Origin of the sequence: Frondihabitans sp. Leaf304 (assembly GCF_001423105.1) — a bacterium.
Classification (GTDB): Bacteria; Actinomycetota; Actinomycetes; order Actinomycetales; family Microbacteriaceae; genus Frondihabitans.
This window is the reverse complement of the sequence record NZ_LMNV01000005.1, coordinates 105,540-128,037: the sequence shown is the minus strand read 5'-3', so window position 1 is coordinate 128,037 and position 22,498 is coordinate 105,540. Positions and strand designations below refer to the sequence as shown.

25 protein-coding genes are annotated in these 22,498 nt (G+C 68.9%); 13 read left to right on the top strand and 12 right to left on the bottom strand.

Translation table 11 applies throughout. The annotated features are described in order from the left end of the window. Positions 1-3: 3 nt before the first annotated feature. From hemQ to hemE, 6 genes are all read right to left on the bottom strand, one after another. Complete coding sequence (gene hemQ / locus ASF54_RS14005; RefSeq protein WP_055964405.1) at positions 4-738, bottom strand: hydrogen peroxide-dependent heme synthase; 735 nt, start codon at positions 736-738, stop codon at positions 4-6. 84 nt (positions 739-822) lie between these two features. Continuing rightward, the gene (locus ASF54_RS14000) at positions 823-1,050 is read right to left on the bottom strand and encodes a DUF3618 domain-containing protein (RefSeq protein WP_055964402.1); all 228 of its coding nucleotides are present in this window, start codon (positions 1,048-1,050) and stop codon (positions 823-825) included. Continuing rightward, positions 1,050-1,502: a phage holin family protein gene (locus ASF54_RS13995; RefSeq protein ID WP_055964399.1), complete on the bottom strand. Its 453-nt coding sequence runs from the start codon at positions 1,500-1,502 to the stop codon at positions 1,050-1,052. Before ASF54_RS13995 ends, ASF54_RS14000 begins: the two co-directional genes overlap by 1 nt. A gap of 75 nt (positions 1,503-1,577) precedes the next feature. Beyond that, positions 1,578-1,853: a hypothetical protein gene (locus ASF54_RS13990; protein WP_055964398.1), complete on the bottom strand. Its 276-nt coding sequence runs from the start codon at positions 1,851-1,853 to the stop codon at positions 1,578-1,580. Positions 1,854-1,965: 112 nt separating this feature from the next. Beyond that, positions 1,966-3,348 carry a protoporphyrinogen/coproporphyrinogen oxidase gene (locus tag ASF54_RS13985; RefSeq protein ID WP_055964395.1) on the bottom strand — a complete coding sequence of 461 codons (1,383 nt, stop codon included), beginning with the start codon at positions 3,346-3,348 and terminating at the stop codon, positions 1,966-1,968. After that, the gene (gene hemE / locus ASF54_RS13980) at positions 3,345-4,418 is read right to left on the bottom strand and encodes a uroporphyrinogen decarboxylase (RefSeq protein ID WP_055964392.1); all 1,074 of its coding nucleotides are present in this window, start codon (positions 4,416-4,418) and stop codon (positions 3,345-3,347) included. The genes ASF54_RS13985 and hemE overlap by 4 nt, the downstream gene beginning before the upstream one ends. A gap of 96 nt (positions 4,419-4,514) precedes the next feature. On the opposite strand from hemE, the gene ASF54_RS13975 reads away from it, so the two are divergent. Beyond that, on the top strand, positions 4,515-4,943 hold the full coding sequence (locus ASF54_RS13975; RefSeq protein WP_055964389.1) for a YybH family protein: 429 nt from the start codon (positions 4,515-4,517) through the stop codon (positions 4,941-4,943). Next, positions 4,943-5,803 carry a bile acid:sodium symporter family protein gene (locus ASF54_RS13970; RefSeq protein WP_055964386.1) on the top strand — a complete coding sequence of 287 codons (861 nt, stop codon included), beginning with the start codon at positions 4,943-4,945 and terminating at the stop codon, positions 5,801-5,803. The genes ASF54_RS13975 and ASF54_RS13970 overlap by 1 nt, the downstream gene beginning before the upstream one ends. Here ASF54_RS13970 and ASF54_RS13965 read toward each other — a convergent pair. Then, positions 5,800-6,345 carry a GNAT family N-acetyltransferase gene (locus ASF54_RS13965; protein ID WP_055964383.1) on the bottom strand — a complete coding sequence of 182 codons (546 nt, stop codon included), beginning with the start codon at positions 6,343-6,345 and terminating at the stop codon, positions 5,800-5,802. The genes ASF54_RS13970 and ASF54_RS13965 overlap by 4 nt on opposite strands. Before the next feature lie 92 nt (positions 6,346-6,437). On the opposite strand from ASF54_RS13965, the gene ASF54_RS13960 reads away from it, so the two are divergent. Beyond that, entirely contained in the window at positions 6,438-7,748 is a 1,311-nt protein-coding gene (locus tag ASF54_RS13960) for a glutamyl-tRNA reductase (RefSeq protein ID WP_055964380.1), read from the top strand. A gap of 17 nt (positions 7,749-7,765) precedes the next feature. Further along, complete coding sequence (locus ASF54_RS13955) at positions 7,766-8,344, top strand: GNAT family N-acetyltransferase (RefSeq protein ID WP_055964377.1); 579 nt, start codon at positions 7,766-7,768, stop codon at positions 8,342-8,344. Between the two features lie 26 nt (positions 8,345-8,370). Here ASF54_RS13955 and ASF54_RS13950 read toward each other — a convergent pair whose 3' ends face one another. After that, entirely contained in the window at positions 8,371-9,018 is a 648-nt protein-coding gene (locus ASF54_RS13950; protein WP_055964374.1) for a hypothetical protein, read from the bottom strand. Positions 9,019-9,147: 129 nt separating this feature from the next. On the opposite strand from ASF54_RS13950, the gene ASF54_RS13945 reads away from it, so the two are divergent. Together ASF54_RS13945 and ASF54_RS13940 are read left to right on the top strand one after the other, a co-directional pair. Next, positions 9,148-9,546 (top strand): NUDIX hydrolase, encoded by a 399-nt coding sequence (locus ASF54_RS13945; RefSeq protein ID WP_055964371.1) that lies wholly within the window; start codon positions 9,148-9,150, stop codon positions 9,544-9,546. 26 nt (positions 9,547-9,572) lie between these two features. Beyond that, positions 9,573-10,226: a DUF4232 domain-containing protein gene (locus ASF54_RS13940; RefSeq protein WP_055964369.1), complete on the top strand. Its 654-nt coding sequence runs from the start codon at positions 9,573-9,575 to the stop codon at positions 10,224-10,226. 18 nt (positions 10,227-10,244) lie between these two features. On the opposite strand, the gene ASF54_RS13935 is transcribed toward ASF54_RS13940, so the two are convergent. Together ASF54_RS13935 and ASF54_RS13930 are read right to left on the bottom strand one after the other, a co-directional pair. Then, complete coding sequence (locus ASF54_RS13935; RefSeq protein ID WP_084816305.1) at positions 10,245-11,201, bottom strand: serine hydrolase; 957 nt, start codon at positions 11,199-11,201, stop codon at positions 10,245-10,247. A gap of 7 nt (positions 11,202-11,208) precedes the next feature. Continuing rightward, entirely contained in the window at positions 11,209-13,173 is a 1,965-nt protein-coding gene (locus ASF54_RS13930) for a M13 family metallopeptidase (RefSeq protein WP_055964366.1), read from the bottom strand. A gap of 59 nt (positions 13,174-13,232) precedes the next feature. Here ASF54_RS13930 and ASF54_RS13925 point away from each other — a divergent pair, with 59 nt between their 5' ends. After that, a complete protein-coding gene (locus tag ASF54_RS13925) occupies positions 13,233-14,498 on the top strand; it encodes a uracil-xanthine permease family protein (RefSeq protein ID WP_055964363.1) in 1,266 nt (421 codons plus the stop codon). Positions 14,499-14,619: 121 nt separating this feature from the next. Then, positions 14,620-15,936: an MATE family efflux transporter gene (locus tag ASF54_RS13920; RefSeq protein ID WP_055964361.1), complete on the top strand. Its 1,317-nt coding sequence runs from the start codon at positions 14,620-14,622 to the stop codon at positions 15,934-15,936. Between the two features lie 24 nt (positions 15,937-15,960). Here ASF54_RS13920 and ASF54_RS13915 read toward each other — a convergent pair whose 3' ends face one another. After that, entirely contained in the window at positions 15,961-17,019 is a 1,059-nt protein-coding gene (locus ASF54_RS13915) for a LacI family DNA-binding transcriptional regulator (protein ID WP_055964359.1), read from the bottom strand. Positions 17,020-17,167: 148 nt separating this feature from the next. Between ASF54_RS13915 and ASF54_RS13910 the strand changes: the two genes are divergently transcribed. The 5 genes from ASF54_RS13910 to ASF54_RS13890 all read left to right on the top strand — a co-directional run bounded on the left by ASF54_RS13910 (position 17,168) and on the right by ASF54_RS13890 (position 21,577). Next, positions 17,168-18,400: an MFS transporter gene (locus ASF54_RS13910; protein ID WP_084816304.1), complete on the top strand. Its 1,233-nt coding sequence runs from the start codon at positions 17,168-17,170 to the stop codon at positions 18,398-18,400. Positions 18,401-18,546: 146 nt separating this feature from the next. After that, entirely contained in the window at positions 18,547-19,242 is a 696-nt protein-coding gene (gene nucS, locus ASF54_RS13905; RefSeq protein WP_055964353.1) for an endonuclease NucS, read from the top strand. Between the two features lie 118 nt (positions 19,243-19,360). Further along, complete coding sequence (locus tag ASF54_RS13900) at positions 19,361-19,615, top strand: hypothetical protein (RefSeq protein ID WP_055964350.1); 255 nt, start codon at positions 19,361-19,363, stop codon at positions 19,613-19,615. 34 nt (positions 19,616-19,649) lie between these two features. Continuing rightward, positions 19,650-20,330: an HAD hydrolase-like protein gene (locus ASF54_RS13895; RefSeq protein WP_055964347.1), complete on the top strand. Its 681-nt coding sequence runs from the start codon at positions 19,650-19,652 to the stop codon at positions 20,328-20,330. After that, positions 20,327-21,577, top strand: a complete 1,251-nt coding sequence (locus tag ASF54_RS13890; protein WP_326934339.1) for an MFS transporter — start codon at positions 20,327-20,329, stop codon at positions 21,575-21,577. Before ASF54_RS13895 ends, ASF54_RS13890 begins: the two co-directional genes overlap by 4 nt. A 27-nt stretch (positions 21,578-21,604) precedes the next feature. Here the strand turns inward: ASF54_RS13890 and ASF54_RS13885 are convergent, their stop codons facing one another. Continuing rightward, complete coding sequence (locus ASF54_RS13885; protein WP_055964344.1) at positions 21,605-22,468, bottom strand: SDR family oxidoreductase; 864 nt, start codon at positions 22,466-22,468, stop codon at positions 21,605-21,607. Between the last annotated feature and the right edge of the window lie 30 nt (positions 22,469-22,498).

Here is a 22,498-nt window from a genome sequence, read left to right as displayed (position 1 = left end):
TGCTCAACTCAGAACCTCTGCGATAGCGGTGGTGGGGATTCGACGCCCCGTATAGAAGGGAACCTCTTCGCGCACGTGCATGCGCGCCTCGGTGTAGCGGAGATCGCGCATGAGGTCGACGAGCTGAACCAGCTCGGGGGCCTCGAGCGCGAGGATCCACTCGTAGTCGCCCAGGCTGAAGCTGGCAACGGTGTTGGTCAGGACAGCGCGGTGGGCGCCGCCCTTCATGCCGTGGTCGCGGAGCATCTGGTTGCGCTCCGCGTCGGGCAGCAGGTACCACTCGTAGCTACGGACGAAGGGGTAGACCGTGAGCCAGGTCTCGGGCTCTTTGCCGCGCATGAAGGCGGGGCTGTGGTCTTTCGCGAACTCGGCCTCGCGGTGCATTCCGAGGGCGTTCCACGTCGGTAGCAGATTCTTCAGGAGGTTCGTGCGCACGAGCTCGCGGTAACCGGCCTGGATGTCTTCGGGCACCTCGCCGTGCAACCAGATCATGAGGTCGCTATCGGCCTTGACCGCGCTGACGTCGTAGAACCCTCGAACGACGACGCCCTTCGCGGCGAGACGCGAGACGGCCTCATCGAGCTCGGCGGCGTCGTCGACGCCGGGCACGAGAGGCCGGGCGGGATCACGCCGGAGAACCGCCCAGAGCGTATAGCCGAGACGCTCGGCGGGGGCTTCGGCGGGTGCGGGTGGGGTGGAGTGCTGCGTGCTCGCTGGCGCGTCGGCGCTGGAATTCATGCGTTTATCTTCCTCCGTTCGGCTGGGAGCCGCGAACCGCGACGCTCGCCGTCGAGTGACCGCGAAACCGGCCCGGAGAAGAGGTTAGCGACGCTTCAGTGCGATGAGCGCGATGCCACCCACGACCGCTGCGACGGTAGCCGCACCGGCGAGCCACGGCTTCGGGTCTTTGCCGAACGAGATCTTCGCCTCGTGGGCCTTGATGCCCAGCTGCTTGGGGATGTTGAGCTTTTCTTCGAGCTCGTTCAGTGTCGCCGCGAGGTCGGCACGGGTGCGGTCGATGCCGGCCCGGATCTCTTCGGTGCTGCTCATCAGGATCGTCCTCCCACGTCGGAGCGCGGAATTCGACCGACGCCCTTCACTGCCTTGATGTCGCTCTTGACGCTGTCGATCGTCTGCTTGGGCAGCGGCGGCAGGCCCTTCTTGATCTGCTTGTACGCCAAGAAGCCGAGGATCCCGGCGATCACCAGGAACAGCGCGGCGACCAGCAGCGCCGCCAGCCAGAGCGGCATCACCAGCGACAGCGCCGCGATGCCCGCGCCGATGAGGCAGAGGAGCATCAGGAACAGGAACAGCAGCGCGCCGACGGCGAGGCCGGCTCCGATACCGAACACCTTCGCCTTGTCGATCAGCTCCTTCTTCAGGAGCGCGATCTCTCCCTTGACCAGGTCGGTGACCAGCGTCGGGATGTCGGAGAGCAGGCCGAGCAGGGAGCGGTTCTTCTTGGCGTGCTTGATGGTGTCGGCGCGTGTCGACTCGGTCATGTGCTCCCCCTCAGGAAGTGCGGTGCGTCATGGTGCGGTACTTCAGAAAATCGGTTCCGCCGGGGCGGAGCGGCGTCAGCGGCGTGCGGCGGTACTGGTCGTCTTGGGCTTCGACTGGATGCCCAGGATCTTCTTGACGCCCCACACGACGAGGTGGAACAGACCGGTGACGACGCGGGGCAGGATCTGACCGGCCGCGTCTTCGACCTTGACGACCTGCTTCTGCACGCCACGGCTGTTCCAGACCTTCGAGGCGCCGCTGGCGATCTGCTCGTAGCGCTGGTGGCCCGCCCTCGAACCCAGAACGTACCCGGCGGCCGCTCCCGCGACGAAAATCAGCTTGCCTCGCATGAAGCCTCCAAAAGTCAGGACTGCACGGAGAACACCGGCGCAGTGCTTCTAGGCTAGTCCGACCCGGGGGCCGTTCGCCGCACGAGTTCGCAACAGGTCCGGAAGCCCTCCGCTACACCTCCGGCGACAGGATCTCGGCGACCTTGAGTCGTGCGTCGGCGACCACTCCCGCGAGACCACGACCGGCGACGGCACCGCCGACGCGCACCACACCGGGAACCTCGCGCCCCGCCGATCCCGCCCCGCGGTAGGGGCCGTCCCATTCCACTCGCGCGAACCCCTCGACAGACGCCGGGTCGACCGACAGGCCGAGGATCCGCGACGCATCGTCGATCGCGAGCGACCGCAGTTCGTCGTCCGACGTCGCTCTCCCCACCGCCGGCGCGCTGTAGCTGAGCCGGAGCACGTGGCGCCCCTCCGCCCGCTCGGCCACCCAGTCCCACTTGACGGTGGCGTGTGTGAGGGCTTTCGCGCGGATTCCGGGCGCCCCCGGTGCCACCAGCACGCCCGTGCCACGGGGAGCCGCATCGAGCGCGGGGTCTCTCACGACGAGGGTCGCGAGCGTGATGAGGCCGGTCTCGCTCGCCGAGCCGGTGGATCCTTGGCTGGTGCCGTCGTCGAGGGCGCCGTCGAGACGCGCTGCGTCGCGGCCGCCGAGTGCGACGACGACCGTGTCGGCAGCGAGCTGTTCGCCGGTGTCGAGAGTCACCGAGTGGGCTTCGTAGGCCGTGACGCGAGCGCCGAACCGGACCTCGACACCGTACATCTCGAGGTCGGCGGCGAGCTCGTCGACCAGTCGCACGGTGCCGCCGCGGATCCCGCCGACGGCCGACCCCGCGGGTGACGCCTCGCGGAGGGCCCGGACCGCGCGGGCCAGGGAGTTCTCGTGGAGGAGCGCCTGGCGGAGCCCCGGTGCGACCCGCTCGACGTCGAGGTCGTCGGGGTGCGCCGAGTGGACGCCCTGAACCACGGGCGTGACCAGCTTGTCGAGCACCGCGCGACCCATGCGGCGCCGCACGAGCGGGCCGAGCTTCTGCTCTTTCGCCCCCACCGGGCCGGGCAGGAGGGAGTCCATCTCAGCGCGCAGGGCGGCGCCGGTGCCGATCACGTCGATCACGTCTTTGGCCATCGGCGTGCCCGGAATGCCGAGCAGCCCGGTCTTCGGCAGCTCGAACGCTGTGCCGTCGGGCTGGATGACCCAGGCTCCGCGCGGGTCGGGGTTCACGATCTCGTTGCCGAGCCCGAGCTGCGTGGCAAGGGTCTGGATTGCGTCGGTCTTCGTGGCGAAGCTCTCGGCGCCCGAGTCGAGGTCGATGCCCGCCACCGAGTGCCGCTGCACCTCGCCGCCGAGGCGCGCGGAGGCTTCGAGCAGCGTGACGCGCCGACCGGCCTTGCCGAGGTCGCGTGCGACGACGAGCCCGGCGACTCCGCCGCCAACGACGACCGCCGTCGCGTGTTCGCCGACGTCGGGCCTGAAGGGGGAGCCGGCGGTCACAGCGTGTGGGCCAGCTCGACGATGCGGGTGAGCACGCTCGGGTCGGTGTCGGGGTTCACACCGTGGCCGAGGTTGAGCACGTGGGCCGGAGCCGACTTTCCGCGCTGGACGATGTCGCGGACGTGCGCCTCGAGCACCGACCACGGCGCCTGCAGCAGCGCCGGATCGATGTTGCCCTGCACGACCGTGTCGCCTCCGAGACGTCGGGATGCCTCGTCGAGCGGGATCCTCCAGTCGACCCCCACCGCGTCGGTGCCGACATCGCGCATGGCGGCCAGCACCTCGCCCGAACCGACACCGAAGTGGATGCGCGGCACCTCGAGCCCGTCGATGTGCGACATGGCCCGAGCCGAGTAGGGGGCCACGCGATCGACGTAGTCCCGCAGCGAGAGCGATCCGACCCACGAGTCGAACAGCTGGCCGGCGCTCGCCCCCGCGAGGATCTGCGCCCGGAGGAACGCCCCCGTCACGTCGGCCGCCCAGGTCAGCAGGGCGTCCCAGGTCTCGGGGTCGGAGTGCATGAGCGTGCGGGCACGGATGTGGTCTTTCGACGGTCCGCCCTCGACGAGATAGGCCGCCAGCGTGAACGGGGCACCGGCGAAACCGATCAGGGGGGTTTCACCCAGCTCGGCCACCGTGCGGGCGACGCCCTCGGCGATCGGAGCAAGAGCGTCAGGATCCAGCGGGCGCAGCTTGGCGACATCGCTCGCGCTCCGGATCGGCTCGTCGAGCACGGGACCGCGTCCGGGAACGATCTCGACGCCCACCCCCGCCAGCTTGATCGGCACCACGATGTCGCTGAAGAAGATGCCCGCGTCGACTTTGTGCCGTCGTACCGGCTGCAGGGTGATCTCGCTGGACAGCGCAGGATCCAGGCAGGCGTCGAGCATCTTCGTGCCGACGCGCAGCTCGCGATACTCGGGCAGAGACCGCCCCGCCTGTCGCATGAACCACACCGGCAGAGTTTCGGGTCGATCGCCGCGGAGGGCGCGCACCAGAGGCGATCCGGCGGTCAAGCCGGAGGCGAGCGGGTGCGAGTCGGGGAGCGTCGGGCTGGCGGTCGTGTTCACGTGCTGAATTGTCGCACTTCGCCCTGGAAACCCTGCCACGCCTTGTCAATCGTATGTAGAGTGTATCCCTCTTCATATCGTACAAGGGAGTGGGAAGTGGACGACGAATTCAGCCGGGTCCTTCGGCAGGTCGAAGAGGGCCTCGCCGACATGGGAAGGGGCGACGCCCATGCGTACAAGGCCTGCTGGGCCGATACGACCGACTCGACGCTGTTCGGCGCCTGGGGAACGATGGAACGCGGTCGGGCCGACATCGACGCGACGCTCGACTGGGTCGCCTCGCGCTTCTCCGGCGGGCCGCTCGTTCCCCGTTACGACGTCGTCGTCGAGACGGGAGACACGGCGTGGACAGTGGGTAGTGAACGCGGAGTCGTCTCGGTCGACGGTGCTCCGGCGACGGAGGTGACCATCCGGGTCACGCACATCTACAGAAAGACGAGCGAGGGCTGGCGGATCCTGCATCGCCACGGCGACCACCCACCGACCCTCTCCCGGCCCCCTCGACTCGGGCGGAGCTCGAACTGATGCTCGTTCCTGTCGCCCTGGCGATCATCATGTTCGGGCTCGGGGTGACGCTGACGCCGTCCGACTTCGCGCGCGCCCTGCGTCGCCCGGGGCTGCTGATCGTCGCGCTCGCCTGCCAGCTCGTCGTGCTGCCCGCCTTCTGCTTCGGCCTGGTCGCGGCCCTGCAGCTGCCGCCCCTCTTCGCGGTCGGGCTGGTGATCCTGGCTGCCTCTCCCGGCGGCGCGACAGCGAACCTCTTCAGTCACCTCTTCGGCGGAGAAGTAGCGGTGAACATCAGCCTCACGGCGATCAACAGCGTCATCTCACTGCTCACGATTCCCGTGCTCGTCCACCTGGCGACCTCCCTCTACCTGCCGAACGGCGAGGGAGTCGGCCTCCAACCCGGCAAGGTCGTCGAGATGGCCGCCACCGTGCTGCTTCCGGTCGCACTCGGCATGCTCTTACGCCACCTCCGACCCGCGACGGCCGCGCGAGCCGAACGCCCTGTTCGGATCGCCTCGATGGTCGTCCTCGCGCTCCTGGTGATCACGGCGGTCGTCCCCGCCTGGCCGACGGTCGTGGCGAACCTGGGCGGGCTGGTCGCCGCGGCCGCCCTTCTCGGGGCGGGGAGCTTCACTGTCGGATACCTCGCGCCCCGACTGGCCGACATTGACGTGCGACGAGCGATCACCGCGGCGTTCGAGATCGGGATCCACAATGCCGGAGTCGCGATCTTCGTCGCCACCAGTGCCCTCGGCCTGCCCGAGGCGGCGGTTCCGGCGGCCGTCTACGTGCTCGTCATGAACGTGCTGGCTCTCGCCTTCGGGTTCGGAGTGGCGCGACCCGCCCTTGCCCGGGCGCGAACGCCGAATGACCGCTAAAGGGCCTTGCGCATCACGACCATCCGCAGGTCGTCGCGAAGGGGTTCGCCGAACCGCGGGTCGCCGTAGGGGAACGGCACGAAAGATCCAGTGGCCGTGAAGCCGCGCCGGTCGTAAAACGCCAGGAGCTCGCTCCGCGGCTCCAGCACCGTGATCTCGAGGGCTGACGCCGACCACTCCTCGCGGGCCACCCGCTCGGCCTCGGCCAAGATCTGCTTGCCGAGCCCCGCACCCTGCCGCCCGGGCGAGACCGCGAACATGCCGAAGTAGGCGACGCCGTCGGGCTTCCGTACGAGGTTGCAGCAGGCGACGATCGCGTCAGCGGCCCCCTCTCCCGTTGCCTCCTGATCTACCCAGACCAGAACGAGGCCGTGGGGGTTGTCGAGGTCGGCGGTGAGCAGGTCGGCGTCGATTCGCTGCCCTTCGAGAAGGTGCGCCTCGGTCGTCCAGCCCTCGCGGCTCGCGTCGCCGCGATAGGCCGACGTGACGAGCGCCACCAGCGGATCGATGTCGTTCTCTGTGGCCTGTCGCGATAGAAGCACGCCCCCGAATCTACCGGCCGTCGGGGCACCGACTCTCTCGACGGCGAGTCCAGCCAATGCACAGCCGAGAAGCGAGAGTTACCATATCTGTCGTGCTCATCTGCCTGACGGCGTCTCATCAGAACGCCAGCTTCGACCTCCTCGAGAAGTTGAGCGTCGGCGCACCCACGGCAGCCACCACCCTCGTCGATTCCAGTGATTTCGTCTCGGGCGCCGTCGTGCTCGCGACGTGCAACCGTTTCGAGGCCTACCTCGACGTCGACAAGCCCCTAACCGCGGCGAGCACCCTCGCGGTCGAGGCCACCATCCAGGCCATGAGCGAGGCCTCGAGCGTCGAGCCCGACGACCTCCGCGACAGCATCACGGTGATCACCGGCGAAGGCGTCGTCGAGCATCTCTTCGCCGTGAGTTCCGGCCTCGAGTCGGTCGTCGTCGGCGAAGACGAGATCTCGGGCCAGGTGCGCCGCTCCCTCGAGCGTGCCCGCACCGACGGCACCACCTCGTCCGACCTCGAGCGTCTGTTCCAGAAGGCCTCGCACACGTCGCGCGGCATCAAGAACCTCACCAACGTGGGCGGTGCGAGTCGCTCGCTCGTGCGTCTCGCCCTCGAGCTGGCGTCGAGTCGAGTGACCGACTGGAGCCAGGCCCGGATCCTGCTCGTCGGCACCGGCCAGTACGCCGCGACGACCGTTGCCGCCCTCCGCGACCGCGGTGCCGAGCAGATCGGCGTGTACTCCGCCTCGGGCCGGGCGAGCTGGTTCGGCGCGAAGCACGACGTCGCACCGCACACCGACCTCGCCGAGGCCATCGCCTGGAGCGACGTTCTGATCACGTGCACGACGACGACCGAGCCGCTCGTGACTCCCGACGTCGTCGCCGCGGGCGCCCGACGCCTCGTCATCGACCTCGGCCTTCCCCGCAACGTCGACCCGCTCGTCTCGAAGGTCGTCGGCGTTGAGCTGCTCGACCTCGAGACCATCAGCCTCCATGCCCCGCTCAAAGAGCTGACCGCTGCCGACGACGCGCGTGCCCTGGTCTCCACGGCCGCCGCCGAGTTCCAGGCGGTCGCGGCCGAGCAGTCGCTCTCACCGGCCGTCGTCGCTCTGCGCAAGCACGTCTTCGACATCCTCGACGCCGAGATCGAGCGGGCGAGAGGTCGCGGCGATTCGACCGAGCGCACGGAGCAGGCTCTCCGGCACCTGGCCGGTGTGCTGCTCCACACGCCGTCGGTTCGAGCGCGCGAACTCGCGCGCGAGGGCCGCGGCGAAGACTTCCGCGATGGGCTCGAGGCTCTGTTCGGCCTCACCGACACTCGGGCCGCGACGGCTCCGACGCCTCTGCGCCCGGCATCCGCCCGCCGCGAAGCGGGTCACGCCGATGGCCGCGAGGCCACGGCGGGCTGAGCAGAACCCGCTCACCCGTGCCCGTCACCGTCTCTTCTCTCGAGACCGATCGCCTGCTCTTGCGTCCCCTGACGCCGGCTGATCTCGACGATGTCTTCGCGTATCAGTCCGATTCCGAAGCACTTCGGTTCATGCTCTGGCCCGTTCGCTCTCGAAGCGAGGCCGCCGAGCACCTTGCGCGGCGGAGCACGATGACGCACCTCGAGCACGACGGCGACTCGCTCGTTCTCGCGGTGACGACGAAGAGCGAGCCCGGCCGGGTGATGGGCGAGGTGAACGTGCGCCTGACCAGCGTCGACTCGCGGCAGAGCGAGGTCGGCTGGATCCTGAACCCTGCATTTCAGGGTCGCGGCTACGCCTTCGAGGCGGCCACGCGCATGATCGAGCTGTGCGTCGACGACCTCGGCAGCCACCGGGTTCACGCCGAGCTGGATCCGCTCAATGCCGGCTCGGTGGCGCTGTGCCGAAAGCTCGGGATGCGACAGGAAGCCCACCTCGTCGAAGACCTCTTTTACAAAGGACGATGGTCAGACACCGGCATCTACGCGATCCTCGCGTCGGAGTGGCGACAACGCCACGACCTCCGCCCCCGCTAGGTAGAGCCTCCGCGGAACGAAAGGGTTCAAGCGACCGCCATCGCCACAACGTAGTCGGCGACGTGAGCGGCGAAGTCGTCGGGCCGCCCGTCGATGAGCGACCGGACCATCGAGCACACCAGCTCTCGTCGGACAACCGGCGGTGCAGCGAACTCGATGCCGTGAACGGCCTGGGCCGACTCGGAGAAGAGCACGGCGACGGGCACGGCGAGCTCCTCGAGGAGGTGGGGTGCCCAGGTGCCGAGAAGCGCGCGGCACAGCTCGAGGAACAGCTCGACATCGCAGGGAGTCGTGAGGCCGAAAAGCTCGACCGCACCGAAGCGGGTCTGCTCGCCGTCGATGAGGCCGATGGTGCCGGCTCCGCGCGGGCCGCAGGAGACAGCCGACACCAGCGCTCGGGCGAGCCGGTGCAGGTGCACCTGCGACGCCTCGGGCGTGTAGATCAGGATCCCACCGGTCGCCATCCCTTGACGCGTGACGAACCCGAGGCGCCAGGCCGTCTCGATCACCTCGTGAGCATCCTCGACGCTGAGACCGTGCTCGTGGGCGAGCTGCTCGGCATGGACCCCGTCGCCCGGCAGAAAACGGCCGGTGGCGATGTCGACGAGGAAGTAGTCGAAAGGCTCGACGATCAAGGTCGGTCGGAGAGTCGTGGTGGTGTTCCCTGCGGGCATGGGCTGAGTCCTGATCTGTGAAGTAAGAGGGGGGTTGATCACTGCGGAATTGAATATTTCACAGTTATATTGCGGTGTCAAGAAGCTCAGGGGAATCGATCGAGGCGCCTTCCGCGAGAGGATTGACGGATGGATCCGATCGTCGTCAGCGCACTCGCCCTCGTCCGTGATCGCCGACTCCTGATGGTGACGGCGCGAGGCCGCGACGTCCTGTACCTGCCCGGGGGCAAAGTCGAACCGGGCGAGAGCGGGGCCGACGCGCTGGTGCGAGAGGCGCGTGAGGAGGTCGCGCTCACGCTCGACCCCGCCGGTGTCCAGCCGCTTTTTACCGTCTCCGAACAGGCGCACGGCGAGCCCGACGGGCGGCTCGTCGAGATGACGCTCTACTCCGCCGAGACCGACGAGGAGCCCCGTCCGAGCAGCGAGATCGGTTCTCTCGCCTGGGTCACGACGGCGGATGCCGATCGCTGCCCTCCCGCGGGTGTAGAGACGCTCCGGCGAATGTCATTCCTCGGAGTGATCGACTGACACCGGGTTGGTGGCAGGGTAGAACCATGCGTATCCCCACCTCCCTCTCCGTGCTGGCCGCCTCAGCCATCGTGGTCGCCGGTCTGGCCGGCTGCTCGTCGTCGAACGACGACCCCGCGAGCACCCCTACCGTCACCGATACCGTGACCGCGGCACCGGCGACCCCCGATGCCACGACGACGCCCTCCGTCACGCCGTCGACGACGTCGAGCCCGTCGGCGACCTCCGGGTCGGGCAGCACTACCGCTCCGGCCGTCACCACCTGTACCTCGTCGAACCTCTCCGCGGCGATCGTCAGCGGCTCGGGCGGCGCGGCCGGGAGCACGTACGTGAACCTCTCGCTCACGAACAAGGGCTCGAGCACCTGCACCCTGCAGGGGTGGCCCGGAGTCTCTCTGGTCGGGTCGGGCAACGGCACCCAGATCGGCAAGGCCGCGAAGCTCGACCGCAGCTCGGCGCACGCCACCGTGAGCCTCAAGGCTGGTGCATCCGCCCAGGCCCAGCTGCAGATCGTCCAGGCCGACAACTACGAGCGGTCGCAGTGCAAGCCCGCCAAGGGCGACGGGTTCCGCGTCTACCCGCCCGGCAGCAAATCCTCCATCTTCGCGACGTACGCCGCGGTGACCGGTTGCAAGTCGACGTCGGTGTCGCTCTTCACCGTGGGCGCATTGCACCAGTAACGGCAGGCTCGAACGGGCTCAACTGACACGTTCCAGCAGGTCGAGCCCGACGGTGCGGAACACGTCGAGCACCCCGAGGCGCGTCTCGAGGTCGGCGTCGTCGAACTCGACGGTGACGGCGTACGAGACGCCTCGGTGGCTCCCTCGCAGTGCACCGGCCTCACTGCGGACGCCGCGGTCGGCCCCCGTGATGTTGACGAGCTGGAGCCCATGGTCGCTTGCCCGGTGTGCGACCGGGTCGAGACCGAACGCCGACGCCACCAGCGACAGGTCGCTGCCTGCCGCGAGCCATCCGAGCACGCGATTGCTGGCGCCGCGGTCGACGCAGCGACCGGCCACCAGATCGCCGAACAGTTGCTGGAGTTCGGCGGTCGAGCCGACGGACGACTGCGGGGCATCGTCGGGGCCGCGGGTGGCACGCGTGTAGTCCAGTAGCGCGGTTCGACGCAGGCCGAGCGACTCTGCTCGGGCACGGATCCGGTCAAGGCCGACGAGTCGGATCAGCCCGTTGGTGGCCACCGGATCGCGCACGGCACCCACGAGGGTCGCCGCGTCGATCACCCCGAGGCTCGGCAGCAGCAGCGACGACCACAGCCCACCCGCGCGTGGGTCGTCGGCGTCTCGGCCCGCCTCGCGCGCCACCTGGTCGAGCGGTGCGATGCGGCCCGCGCCGAGCTGGGCCGCGACCTCCACGAGCAGCAACAGCCTCCCGACTTCCGCCGTCGGCAGGGCGACGGTCTCGTCGATTGCCAGCAGCGTCTCACCCGTGTCGAGGTCGGCCGCCGCCGCCGATACTCGCGCATTTGCGAAAGCCAAGGATCCGAGTGCCCGAAAGCTGCGCTCGAACGGCGCCGAGCGGTGTTCGGCGCCGTTCAGCCGAGCGTGCGCCGACGAACCTGAGCGATCGATGCGGTGCCGCCCCGGATCAGCGTCGCGAGCGCGGCGACTCCGCTCCGCACCACCCTCCCCGGCCATGTTGCTCCTACCAGATCGTGACTCGCTGGTCGGCGGGCAGCCAGAGGGCGTCGGTTTCGGTGACGCCGAAAGCCTCGTAGAACTCGTCGATGTTGCGGACGATCTGGTTGCACCGGAATTCGTTGGGCGAGTGCGGGTCGATCGACATCAGTCGGATCGCCTCCTCGTCGCGGATCTTCATCTGCCAGGCCTGCGCCCAGCTGAGGAAGAAGCGTTCGGCGCCCGAGAGGCCGTCGATCACCGGCGGTTCTTCACCGTCGAGCGAGATGAGGTAGGCCTTCCAGGCGATCGAGAGCCCGCCGAGGTCGCCGATGTTCTCGCCGATGGTGAGAGCGCCGTTGACGTGGTGGCCGGGGGTCTGCGCGGGCTCGAGTGCGTCGTACTGAGCGATGAGAGACGTCGTCAGCTTCTCGAAGGCCTCGCGGTCGGCCGACGTCCACCAGTCGGTGAGTCGGCCGTCGCCGTCGTACTTCGAGCCCTGGTCGTCGAAGCCGTGGCCGATCTCGTGGCCGATGACCGCGCCGATCGCACCGTAGTTGGCTGCGGGGTCGCGGGTCTCGTCGAAGAAGGGGAACTGCAAGATCGCCGCCGGGAACACGATCTCGTTGAATCCAGGGTTGTAGTACGCGTTGATCGTCTGCGGGGTCATGAACCACTCGTCGCGGTCGATCGGCTTGCCGATCTTGCCGAGCTCGCGGTTGAAGCCGAACACGGCGGTGGCTCGGATGTTTCCGACGAGGTCGCCCGCGTCGATCTCGAGCGCCGAGTAGTCGCGCCACTTGACGGGGAACCCGATCTTCGGCGTGAACTTCGACAGCTTGTCGAGCGCCCTCTCCCGGGTCTCGTCGGTCATCCAGTCGAGGCCCGTGATGCTCTGTCGGTAGGCCTCGACGAGGTTCGCCACCAAGACGTCCATCGTCGTCTTCGCGTCTCGATTGAAGTGGCGGTCGACGTAGATGCGACCGACGGCCTCACCCATCGCTCCTTCGACGAGCGAGACCCCGCGCTTCCAGCGCACCCGCTGCACCGGCGTGCCCGTGAGGGTCTTGCCGTAGAAGTCGAAGTTCGCCTTGACGAAGCCGCTCGACAGGTAGGCCGCGAACGACCGGATGATTTGGAATCGCAGCCAGTCGCGCCAGGCCTCGAGGTTGTCTTCGGTGAGCAGTGAGGCAAGACCTTCGACGAACGACGGCTGACGCACGACGATCTCGTCGAAGGTGCCGGCCGGCGCTCCGACGGCGTCGCGCCAGACGCCGAGGTCGATACCGTCGGCGAGCGCCGCGGCGTCTGCCCACGGCAGCAAGTTGTAGGTCTTCTCGGATTCGCGGGTCGCCACGTTGTCCCAGTGGTGGGACGCGATCGAAGTCTCGATCTCGAGGACGCGCGCCGCGCGCTCGGCGGCCGCGCTGGATCCTGAGAGCTCGAACATGGTCTGGATGTACGAGCGGTAGGCCGTGCGGATGTCGGCGAACTTCTCTTCGCGGTAGTACGACTCGTCGGGAAGACCGAGGCCGCCCTGCTCGACGAAGACGATGTAGCGCTCGGGGTTGCCCGGGTCGTTGTCGACGAAGAGCTGGACGAAGCCGGAGACACCCTGCAGCTCGAAGCGGCCGACGGTCTCGAGGAGGGCGTCGACGGTGGTGACGTCGTCGACGGTGGCGAGCAACGGCTGGATGGGCGTGGCCCCGAGCGACTCGATGGTGTCTTCGTCGAGGAAGCTGGTGAACAGGTCGCCGACCTTGCGAGCCTCGGTGCCGGGCTCGGCGCCCTGCGACTCGTCGATGATCTCGCGGACGGCCTTCTCGGCGGCCTCGGCCAGGAGGTAGAACGAGCCCCAGCGCGCCTTGTCTTCGGGAATCGCGGTCTCGGCGATCCAGCGCCCGTTCACGTGGCGGAACAGGTCGTCTTGCGGGCGGACCGCGGGGTCGAGGTCGTCGGTCAGGATTCCGGATGCAGCAGCAACGTCTGTCATGGCTCAAGCCTAGGCGCGCCGTCCGACAGCGGCCTCTCCGCCGCCAGTACAGTCTCTGCATGCCCCTCCCCTGGAAGCTGCACGGCGACGGTAAGAACGTCGGTCAGTCCGAGATCGTCCTCCCCGAGGAGCGCCTCACCTGGCCTCGCACGATCGGGCTCGGAGGGCAGCACGTCGTCGCCATGTTCGGTGCGACGTTCCTCGTTCCGCTGATCACCGGATTCCCGCCGTCGACGACCCTCTTCTTCTCGGGCATCGGCACGCTGCTCTTCCTCCTCATCACGCAGAACAAGCTGCCGAGCTATCTCGGGTCGTCGTTCGCGTTCCTGGCCCCGATCGGAGCCGCGACGAAGATCGGCGGCATTCCGCTCGCGCTCAGCGGCATCATCGTCGTCGGGGCGCTGCTCGCGATCGTCGGGGTCGTCGTGCACCTGCTCGGCACGAAGTGGATCGACTCGCTGCTGCCGCCCGTCGTGAGCGGCTCGATCGTGGCCCTGATCGGTTTCAACCTGGCCCCGACCGCGGGCAAGAACTTTCAGGCCTCCCCACTCGTGGCGGTCATCACGCTGGCCGCCGTCGTGCTGAGTGCCGTGGTGTTCCGCGGGATCCTCGGCCGCCTCTCCATCGTGATCGGACTCGTAGTCGGCTACGTCGCAGCTGTGATCGGAGGCGTGGTCGACTTCAGCAAGGTCGACTCGGCCAAGTGGTTCGGCCTCCCCCACTTCACGGCTCCCTCCTTCGACGTCTCGAACCTGGCCGTCTACGCCGGGTTCCTCCCGGTCGTCCTGGCGCTCGTCGCCGAGAACGTCGGGCACGTCAAGGGCGTGGGGCAGCTCACGAACCGGGATCTCGACCGGGTGACCGGTCGTGCCCTCTTCGCCGACGGCATCTCGACCGTGCTCGCGGGTGTCGGCGGCGGCTCGGCCACGACCACGTACGGCGAGAACATCGGCGTCATGAGCGCCACGCGCGTCTTCTCGACGGCGGCCTACTGGGTGGCCGGCATCATCGCCATCCTCCTCAGCCTCTCTCCGAAGGTCGGAGCAATCATCAACACCGTTCCGGCAGGCGTCCTCGGCGGCGTCACCATCGCTCTCTACGGCCTGATCGGCATCATCGGAATCCGCATCTGGGTCGAGAACCGCGTCGACTTCTCGAAGCCGAAGAACCAGCTGACGGCGGGTATCGCGCTGGCCATGGGTATCGCGAACCTCACCTTCACCGTCGGCGGGGCGACCTTCGGCGGCATCATCCTCGGCACGGTGGCGGCCGTCGTCGTCTACCACCTCATGAGCGCCGTCGGCAGGGCTCGCCAGACCGAGTGAGCGCCGCAGTCTCGGGCCCCGTGCCGAATTTGAAGGAGATCCGGGCCGGCGACCCCCTCAGATCCCTGATTCTCCGTTGCCGCGGCGAGGTTTCTCCTTCAAATTCGGGTGGGCTTCCCACGTGACGCGGGCGCTCGACCGCGACATCGCCCGGCTGGCAGTGCCTGCGCTTGGCGCCCTCGTCGCCGAACCGCTCTTCCTCCTCACCGACACCGCCCTCGTCGGCCATCTCGGCGCCGCGCCCCTCGCGGGTCTCGGCATCGCGAGCGTGGTGCTGCAGACGGCGCTCGGCCTCCTCGTGTTCCTCGCCTATGCCACGACCCCGACCGTCGCCAGACGTCTCGGCGCCGGCGATCTCGCCGGAGCCATCCGCGCGGGAATCGACGGCATGTGGTTCGCCCTCCTTGTCGGCGCGATCCTGCTCCTCGTCGGGCTGACGACCGCAGGATCCCTCATCACGGCTTTCGGCACCGCACCCGACGTGGCCTCGCAGGCGACGACGTACCTCCGCATCTCGGTGCTCGGCCTCCCCGCGATGCTCCTCGTGATCGCGACGACCGGCCTCCTGCGCGGCCTGCAGAACACCCGCACGCCGCTCGTCGTCGCGACCGCCGGCTTCGCCGCGAATGCCGCCCTCAACGCCCTGTTCATCTACGGATTCGGCTGGGGCATCGCAGGCTCGGCCATCGGCACGGTCGTCGCTCAGTGGGCGATGGCGTCGGTCTACGTCGTGATCGCGGTGCGAGCCGCCCGTCGGGTCGGCGCGTCGCTGCGCCCGGGGCTCGGCGGGGTCGGTCGGACCGCGTCGGCGGGCGGCTGGCTCCTCATCCGCAGCGCGGCCCTGCGCTTCGCCATGCTCCTGACGGTCTGGGCCGCCGGCACTCTCGGCGTGACCGGGTTGGCTTCGATCCAGGTCGCGCTGACCCTCTTCTCGACGTTGGCCTTCGCCCTCGACGCACTCGCGATCGCGGGCCAGGCGATGGTCGGTCACGCACTCGGCGCCGGCGACGAGGGTCGGGTGAAGGCCATCACGAAGCGCCTGGAGTTCTGGGGCGTGATGGGAGGGGCGGCTCTCGGCGCGGTGTTGATGGCGGTGTCCGGGATCCTGCCGTCGGTGTTCACGACCGATCCGGCCGTGCGCGCGCTGCTGCCGGGGGTGCTGCGCGCGATGGCGATCGGAATCCCTCTCGCGGGACTCGTGTTCGTGCTCGACGGCGTTCTGCTGGGTGCCGGTGACGCCCGCTACCTCGCCTGGACGGGCCTCGTGAACGTCGGCGTCTACCTGCCGCTGCTGGCGTGGGCGCTGACCGCTCCGGTCGACGGTCGGCCGGTCGCCCTGTGGATCGCGTTCGGTCTCGGCTACATCGGGGCTCGCGCGGTCACGCTCGGTCTGCGAAGGGCGTCGGGCCGGTGGATCGTGACGGGCGCGGCGCGCTAGCTCGGCCGGCTCACGCGGAACAGATCAGCGAGCCCGAGCCGTAGTCGCCCCACGCCGGAACGCGCTCGTGAACGCCACCGATCGCGCCTCACGACCCGCCAGCAGATCGACGAGCGCCCGCCCGGCCGCGCGCCCCTTCTCGAGGCCCGGCTGCACCATCGTCGTCAGCTCCGGCACGAGCGGATCGTCGACCCGCACGCCGTCGAAGCCCACGACGCTGAGGTCGCCGGGCACGTCGAGGCCGAGTTCGTGCGCCGCACGGATCACCCCGGCCGCGAGCAGGTCGCTCTGCGCGATGATCGCGGTCGGGCGCTCCGCCGCTTCGCCCGCACCCGGGTCGAGCAGGGCGTGGCCCGCCAGGCGTCCCTCGTCGATCGTGCTGCCGAGGGTCGCTACTCCGCCGATCGAGGGGTAGACCTCTTGCGCCCCCCGGATCCGCTCCAGCGCCGTGAACGACGTCGCCCGGTCGATTCGAGCGGGATTCAGGACGCCGCGGTGCCGGTCGCGGTCGAGCTCGAGCGTCACGAGAGCGACACGACGATGGCCGAGGTCGTGCAGGTGCGCGGCGAGCGCGCGCGTCGCCTCGCGACTGTCGAGCCCGACGTCGACCACGCCGGGAAGCGGGCGTCCTTCGATGGCGACCACCGGGATCCCACGTTTCTGCACGATCCTGACCTTGTCGTCGACGACCGGACTGCACCCGAACAGCACGGCCGCGTCGATGGGCGCGTCGACCAGCGCCGACCCTGGCCCGGCCGATTCGGTCAGCAGCAGAAGCGAATTGCCGGCGGCTCCGGTCACGTCGGCGATGCCGTCGAGCATGGCGAGGTTCATCGGATCGCGGAACGCCTCGCGGAGCGCCTCTTCGAGCACGACACCGATGATGCCCGAGCGGCCTCGCCTCAGGGATCGAGCACGAGGATCCGGCCCGTCGTAGCCCAGCTCGAGAGCCGCCTGGCGCACTCGCTCTCGCGTTGCCTCCGCCACGGGCCCCGAGCCGTTGAAGGCGAGCGACGCCGTGGACGGCGAGACGCCGGCCAGCTTGGCTACGGCTGCCAGAGTGGCTCGCACGGGCTCGGTCATGCTCGGGCTCTCTCGGTCATGCACCGACCTTAGTCGAATCGATTCGACGCGGCACTTGCGGGGCGTGACGAGACGTTGCTAGCGTGACGGAGTCGGATCCTCGAATCGATTCGACTCCGGCTTTCCCCCTTGACTTGTGAGTGAACCAATGGCGTCCCCCTCCCTCGATACCCGCACCTACGACGGTGGCCTCACCCGCTACGACGTGGTGCGCTGGCGCAACGCCCTCTTCATTGTGTTCGCCCTCTCCGGCCTCTCGATCGCGAGCTGGTTGGGGCGCATCCCCAGCATCCGCGACCTGCTGCACGCGTCGACGCTCGAGATGGGCTTTCTCGCCGGAGGCATCAGTGTGGGGTCGATCGCGGGCGTGACGCTCTCGAGCCACGTCATCGCTCGATTCGGGGCTCGGCGCACCTCGCTCTACGCCCTGATGCTGGTCGCCTTCGGGCTCGTCTTCGCCGGGCTCAGCACGGCGCTCGGCGGTGGCTTCTGGGCGATCCTGGTCGGCATGGCCGTCTTCGGCTACGGCAACGGCACGCTCGACGTAGCGATGAACGTGTCGGGGGCCGCCGCCGAACGCGTGCTCGGGCGCACGGTGATGCCGCTGTTCCACGCCTCGTTCAGTCTCGGCACGATGGTCGGAGCCGCTCTCGGCGCCGGCGCCGAGCTGATCGACCTGCCCGTCTCGGTGCACGTGTCGGTCATCGCCGTGGTGGTCGCGGTCGTCGGGGTGATCGTCACGCGCTGGTACCAGTCCGAAGAGCTCGGGCACGCCGTACGCGAAGACGACGGCCCTGCATCGACCGGCTGGCGGTCGCGCCTCGCGATCTGGACCACGCCCGGCACCCTTCTGATCGGCCTCATCGTGCTCGGCATGGCGACCGCCGAGGGCTCGGCCAACGACTGGCTCGCCCTCGCCATGGTCGACGGGCACGACGTGAGCAACGTGGCGGGAACGACGATCCTCTTCGTGTTCCTCACCGCCATGACCGTCGCTCGCATCGCCGGATCGCCGCTCATCGACAAATACGGCCGCGTGCCCATGCTGCGCGTGACAGCAGCGTCGGCGGTCGTCGGGCTGCTGCTCGTGATCCTCGCCCCGACCGTCTGGCTCGCCATCGTCGGTGTCGTGTTCTGGGGGTTCGGTGCGGCGCTCGGGTTCCCGGTCGGGCTATCGGCCGCCGCCGACGACTCGCGCAATGCCGCCGCCCGCGTGAGTGCCGTCGCGACGATCGGCTACGTGGCCTTCCTGGTGCTGCCTCCCGTGATCGGATTCCTGGGCGAGCACTTCGGGCTCCTGAATGCGCTGTTCGTGGTGCTCGTGCTGATCGTCGCCGCCGGCCTCGCATCCGGTGCCGCGAGGGAGCCCGCCCGCCGTTGACCTGCCCCCCACCCCGAATTTGAAGGAGATTTCGGCCTGGGGCGACGAACTCATGCGGATCCGGGCCCGCCGACGCAGTTTTCTCCTTCAAATTCGGAGGGGGAGCCGGTAAGGAGCCCGCCCGCCGCAGCGACTAGGCTTCCCGGGTGCGTCTCGTCATTGCTCGCTGCTCGGTCGACTACGCCGGGCGCCTCTCCGCTCATCTCCCTCTCGCCACCCGGCTCCTCATGGTCAAGAGCGACGGCAGCCTTCTCGTCCACTCCGACGGGGGCAGCTACAAGCCGCTGAACTGGATGAGCCCGCCCTGCACCATCACCATGGGCGAGCCCGACGACGAGCAGGCCGAGGCCGGAATCGCCGAGGTCTGGAAGGTCGTCCAGGGCAAGACCAACGACGTCCTGCTCGTGTCGATCTACGAGATCCTGCACGACTCCGCCCACGAGCTGGGCGTCGACCCGGGCCTCGTCAAGGACGGCGTCGAGGCACACCTCCAGAAGCTCATGGCCGAGCAGATCGAGGTGCTCGGCGACGGCCACACGCTGGTGCGGCGCGAGTACATGACCGCGATCGGCCCGGTCGACATCCTCGCTCGTGACGCGAAGGGGGCGGCGGTCGCCGTCGAGATCAAACGCCGCGGCGACATCGACGGGGTCGAGCAGCTCACCCGCTATCTCGAGTTGATGAACCGCGACCCTCATCTCAAGCCTGTTCAGGGGGTGTTCGCCGCGCAAGAGATCAAGCCGCAGGCGCGGACGCTGGCGGAAGACCGCGGCATCCGCTGCGTCGTTCTCGACTACGACGCGATGCGCGGGCTCGACGACGGGCACTCGCGCCTGTTCTGAGCGCCGCTGAATGCAGCTGAGCGGGGCCGACCGGAACAGTCGATCCAACTGAAATACATATTGACATTGTGAGACAAGTTTGTAGGATTTGATATACCCAATCCGAAAGGCTTCTCCAATGACCTCCGTGCAGACCGCGCCCACTCGTGCTCGTGCCCGCAACCGCACCGCCCGTTCCAACAGCCCCCTTTTCGACGAGCTGGCCGCGAAGATCCCCGCATCGACCCGCCCCCTCTCTCCGATCCTCCCGAAGGCCGGCACCACGGCGGCCCGCACCACCGAGGCCGGCACTACGGTCGCCGGCCTGATCGTCCGCATGCTCGACGACGACACCAAGGCCACCCGCCGCTGGCCCTTCCACTCCGTCCAGTAGGGCACGCGCGACGCAGGCCCGTAGGCTGGAAACAATGAGCGACAAGTTCCCCTACTCGGCCGTGCTGTTCGATCTCGACGGGACGATCGCCGACTCCGCACCCGGCATCACCTCGACCCTGGCGAGCACGCTCCAGCAACTCGGGCACCCCGTCCCCGCCCCGGCACAGCTTCTCGAGTGGGTCGGCCCGCCGCTGCCCGAGAGCTTCACCCGTCGGCTCGGCCTCGTCGGCGACGACCTCGACTATGCCATGGCCCTCTATCGACGCGAGTACCTCGCCCGGGGTGCGCTCGACAGCGTCATCTTTCCCGGCATGGAAGACCTGCTCCGCCGAGTCCACGAGGCGGGTCTGCCGGTGTCGACGGCCACCTCGAAACCGGAGACCCCGGCCACGCTGATGCTTGACCATTTCGGGCTGAGCCGCTACCTCGACGTGATCACGGGGGCCAGCGACGACGAGAAGCGCGGGGCCAAGGCCGACGTCGTCGAAGAGGCCCTGCATCGCCTGAGCGCCCGCGGAGCCGATGTGTCGCGCCCCGTCCTCGTCGGTGACCGGCACCACGACATCGACGGTGGTGCGGCACACGGGGTTCCCACGATCTTTGTGGAGTGGGGCTACGGCAGCGTCGAGGAGCAGGCGGGCGCGATCGCCGTCGCCTCCGACCCCGACGAGCTCGCCCTTCTGCTGGGGCTGCCAGCGCAGACCCGCCGGTGAGCCGCCGCACTCTGGCCCGGTCGACCGTGCGGTCTCCTGCCGCCTGGTTTCTGACCCTCGCGATCGTTCTGATCGCGCTGAACCTCCGCGGGCCCATCGTCGCGACGGCACCCGTCATCGACACGATCAAATCCGACCTCGGCATCGGCGCGCTCGTCGCCGGACTCCTGACGAGCATCCCCGTGCTGTGCTTCGCTCTCGCGAGCCCGCTGGCAGCGGGGGTCATCGGGCGACTCGGCGCAGAACGAGCCGTCACCATCGGCCTCCTCGGCGTCGTGGCCGGCACTCTGATCCGCTCCGGCGGATCGCAGGCGATGCTCATCGTCGGCACGGTGATTCTGGGAGTCTCGATCACGATCGGCAACGTCGTGCTGCCCGTCGTCATCCGCCGCGACTTCTCTCCGGAGCGCGTCGGGTTCGTGACCGGCATCTACACGTCGGCCCTCAACGTCGGGTCGATGATCACCTCTCTCGGGACGGCCCCGCTGGCCGACGCGACGGGGTGGCCTCTGGCGCTGATCATCTGGGGCACGTTCGCCGTGATCGCCGGAGGTGTCTGGATCCTCGCCGTCGGAATCCGCCCCGCCGTCACGGGCGAGGGCAGCCGCACCGACAAGGATGTCGTGACCGGGCCGATCGAGGTCATCACCGCGAGCATCCCGCAGGTCTCGGTCGACGACGAACGGAGTCTGCTGCGGCGGGCCTCCACCTGGGGCCTCACGCTGGCCTTCGCCGGTCAGGCGTTCAGCTACTACGGCCTCACCGCGTGGATCCCGACGCTCCTCCACGACGAGGTGGGTCTGAGCCGCTCCGGCGCCGGTGCGAGTTCGTCGGTCTTCCAGATCCTCGCGGTCGTCGGGGCGCTCGGTGTGCCGTTCCTCGCCCTGCGGGTGCGCCCGGTCGTGATCGTGGGGATCGTCAGCGCGCTCTGGATCGTCATGCCCCTCGGCCTCCTCCTCGCCCCGCAGCTCTGGCTCCTGTGGTCGATCTCGGGCGGCGTGGCTCAGGGCGGCGGCATCACGATCATCTTCATCATCATCGTGCGGATGGTCACGAGCGACCGCGAGGCACGACGCCTCTCGGCACTCGTACAGGGCGGCGGCTACGCCATCGCGGCGCTCGGACCGATCGTGGTCGGAGCCGTCCACGACTCGTCCGGCACCTGGACGGCCCCCATGATCGTCGTGCTGTTCTCGGTGCTGACTCTCGGAGTGAGCGGCGTCCTGTCGGCCCGCCGCGTCCGCTGACCCCGCCCATCTCGGGTCAGCGCGGGCTCAGCCCAGCAGATCCTCGAGCGACACTGGCCGACGCCCGATGATGGCCTCGACGTCGGGAGACACCGACTCGAGCTCTCCCGACGCGATCGACGTGTAGGTCGACACCCATGCGTCGGCGAGCCAGGGCTCCGGCTGCCACTTCTTGCGCGACTCGTAGGCCTCCTCGACGGTCTCGTCGTGGAAGGTGACGGGCTTGCCGGTCGTGCGGGCGAGGAGCTCCGCAGCCTCGGCCAGCGAGAACGCGTTCGGCCCGGTCAGTTCGTACGTCTTCTGACGATGAGCCTCAGGATCCGACAGAACCCGCGCCACCACCGCCGCCACGTCTGCCCGGGCGACCGCTGCCATCCGCCCCTCGCCCGCCGGCCCGCGAATCACCCCGTCTTCGCCCACCAATTCCGGCACGAAGTCGAGATAGAAGCTGTCGCGAAGGATCGTGAATCGCTTGCCGGTGTCTTTGATCCGCTGCTCCGTTGCCCAGTGGTCGCGGGCCAGCGTGAAGATCGCGTCTTCGGCGGCGCCGATGAACGACGTGTAGACGATGTGCAGCACGCCCGAGTCGACCGCGGCCTCGATGAAGTCGAGGTGCTGCTGCAACCGGTCGGGGGCCTCGGCGCCCGACACCATGAAGAGCGTCTCGATGCCGCGAAGGGCGTCCATGCTCGACTCGCGCTGACCGTACGCGGCGACCGCGACCTCCGCCCCATCGAGCTGGGGTGCCTTGGCGGCGTTCCGGACGATGAGGCGCTGACGAACGCCCGCCTCCGAGAGCATCGTGGCGACGGCACCGCCGACGTGGCCGGAAGCGCCGGTGACGGCGATTGTGGGGGCGGGGAGGGCCGGATCCTGGGGCTGGTCTGTCATGGGGTCAGCCAACCACTCGAGCCTCCCGGT